Origin of the sequence: Thermoanaerobacter sp. A7A (assembly GCF_000445185.1) — a bacterium.
Taxonomy (GTDB): Bacteria; Bacillota; Thermoanaerobacteria; order Thermoanaerobacterales; family Thermoanaerobacteraceae; genus Thermoanaerobacter.
The window spans coordinates 1-2,288 of sequence record NZ_AVAF01000046.1 but is presented as its reverse complement, the minus strand read 5'-3'; the positions used below and the strand labels follow the sequence as shown (position 1 = coordinate 2,288).

The following is a 2,288-nucleotide window of genomic DNA, read 5'->3' as shown; positions in this document are numbered from 1 at the left end:
CAGTGTATGTACATAAAAATGTGTTGAAACAGTTTAGAATATCTACATAGTGAAAAATAAAAAGAGGTGAGCGTATGAGAAAAACAAAAGGATTGCTTTATGATAATATTACAGATCCTATTGCTACGATAGTTGCTCCACTTACTTTCTTATTGTTTGTCATATGGACGTTGTATTTTTTTACTACTCCTACACCAAGCTACTTTTATCTTAACTCTAATGTTGCAGATATAGGAATAAGGCCTATCAGCAATGAAAATTTTATTTTAGGCCAATCTACAAAAAGGGTGTACCTCAAAGAAACGCCTTTTATTTATGATTCAAAAATTTATTTACCACTTGAAGCTGTAATATTGGCAAGCGGAATCAAAAAAGAAAATATTGTAAAAAAAAAGATAAGATAAGAATAAAAATTGAGAAAAATAATGATATCTGTTTAGATTTAAAGAAGAAAATAGCTGTAACAGCTAAAGAGGAAATACACCTCGGCGGTGCCTTATTAATAAGAGATGACGAAATTTTTTTAGCTACACAATATATAGAAAAAATTTTTAAAGTAAAAATAGAAACAAATAAAAACGAAGTAATATTAAGACACAATTTATTTCCAATACCTTTTAATTAATCGATTAGCATAACTGATTTGGTAGTTATATAGTTCAATTAAATACAATCTTGACGCTTTATTAATATCTAAAATAAAATATGAGTACAAAATCGCAAATATAATAAGCAGGAAGATCAGTGGTGAAATCCTTGCTTCTTCATAACTTTTAATATCAGCTAGGTAGTATCCTACTATACCCCCTAATGAGGTATTTACAAGATTCATTGTAAGAGTGGGTTCTTTGCTGTTTTCCAATGTCTCTTTTACTATTTTATTTTCTTCTCTTAGCATTATGAGAAAATGTATTACATCATTATTTTTTAATTTACCTGTTTTTATCTTCTTAATTTTACGTTTTAGATTTTTCCTTATTTCTCTTTTATCTTGTTCCTTTAAATAGTTAGAAAAATTCTCGAGTCTGTGAATGGCAACAAATAAAAGTATTAAAAGAAAAACTACAATTGTAATCATTATTTTATTACTTAAGATGGATGAAACGGATTAAAAAGGGTACACAAATCTTTCATGTGGTAGTTCCTCCTTTACGTAACTTTTTGTCATATATGTGTTTTCGGTATATATCTTAGAGAATTAAAGTAGCAAAAATATCATGCAAAAATTGTTAAATCAAACCTTGAATTGCCTTTAAAAATATCATAAAATAAAAGCAAGAGCATAAAAAACGAGTAAAGTGTGTATAAAAACTGTTAGCAAGAATATAAAACTTTAATGGTTAAAACGTATCTAAAAACCATGTAAAGCAGGTGGAGGAATTATTTATGAATAATGAAGATAAAATTCTAGGACTTTTAGAGAAAATTTATAATGACTTTAATGTCAGATTTGATGTGGTAGAAGAAAGAATAGGTGCTGTAGAAGGACGAATAGGTACCATAGAAGAGAGAATGACTGTAGTAGAAAAGAGAATTGGCATTGTAGAAGAAAAACTAAAAGTGGTAGAAGAAGAAATCCACGGATTAAAAAGCGAAGTAAACGAAGTAAAAGACGATGTAAAGAAGTTAGGCACTAAGATGGATACCGAAATTAGTGATAAAGTAAGGGCATTATTCGATGACAGACAGCTTTTGCATGAAAAACTTGATGAGATAAGTGGAAAAATTGACATGCTTCAGCTGGATGTAAATAATCTAACAGTTAAGACAGTATATCACGATAACCGCATAAAAGAGCTAAGCAAAAAACTGGGCGTTTAATAAGCCCGGTTTTTTCTATTTTATTGAGTGTTTTTATGGAAGGAGATGAAAACTTGAATATGCTTTACACTGCCGGCCTAGCAGCCGGTATTTTCTTTGGCATAGTTTTGGGAGCTTTAATTGGACTTATTTTAAGCATATTAAAGGAGGTGCAAAATTGAGTAAGTTTGTGTATATTTGTCATCCTTACAGCGCTAATCCTTCAGCAAATAAGGTTAAGTTTTACAAAATTTTTAGGTTCATAAAGAACAACTTTAAAGAAGTAGTGCCATTTCTCCTGTTCATGCATTTGGCGAATTTTATGATGACAGAAAGGAGGAGGATAGAAGGGAAGTTTTAAAGCTGTGTACTGATGTTCTAAAGCGGTGCGACGAGGTGTGGGTGTTTGGTAACTGGCAGAGCAGTGAAGGCTGCAGATTGGAAGTAAAAACAGCAGAGAATGAAGGAATTAAAGTGAGATTTTTTAA

General features: G+C 30.5%; 6 protein-coding genes. 5 read left to right on the top strand and 1 reads right to left on the bottom strand.

Annotation, left to right across the window (positions count from 1 at the left end; all coding sequences use genetic code 11):
- Positions 1–74 precede the first annotated feature (74 nt).
- Positions 75–404, top strand: a complete 330-nt coding sequence (locus M663_RS15120) for a hypothetical protein (protein ID WP_273702603.1) — start codon at positions 75–77, stop codon at positions 402–404.
- Between the two features lie 197 nt (positions 405–601).
- Here M663_RS15120 and M663_RS0103015 read toward each other — a convergent pair whose 3' ends face one another.
- Positions 602–1,078, bottom strand: coding sequence for an ABC transporter ATP-binding protein (locus M663_RS0103015; protein ID WP_273702602.1), 477 nt, complete (start codon positions 1,076–1,078; stop codon positions 602–604).
- 308 nt (positions 1,079–1,386) lie between these two features.
- Between M663_RS0103015 and M663_RS0103010 the strand changes: the two genes are divergently transcribed.
- From M663_RS0103010 to M663_RS15105, 4 genes are all read left to right on the top strand, one after another.
- Positions 1,387–1,821 carry a hypothetical protein gene (locus M663_RS0103010; protein WP_009052189.1) on the top strand — a complete coding sequence of 145 codons (435 nt, stop codon included), beginning with the start codon at positions 1,387–1,389 and terminating at the stop codon, positions 1,819–1,821.
- Between the two features lie 35 nt (positions 1,822–1,856).
- Positions 1,857–1,982: a hypothetical protein gene (locus M663_RS15115; protein ID WP_009052190.1), complete on the top strand. Its 126-nt coding sequence runs from the start codon at positions 1,857–1,859 to the stop codon at positions 1,980–1,982.
- On the top strand, positions 1,979–2,161 hold the full coding sequence (locus M663_RS15110; RefSeq protein ID WP_273702601.1) for a hypothetical protein: 183 nt from the start codon (positions 1,979–1,981) through the stop codon (positions 2,159–2,161). The genes M663_RS15115 and M663_RS15110 overlap by 4 nt, the downstream gene beginning before the upstream one ends.
- Before the next feature lie 35 nt (positions 2,162–2,196).
- On the top strand, positions 2,197–2,288 hold a 92-nt coding region (locus M663_RS15105), incomplete at its 3' end, for a DUF4406 domain-containing protein (RefSeq protein ID WP_337954489.1).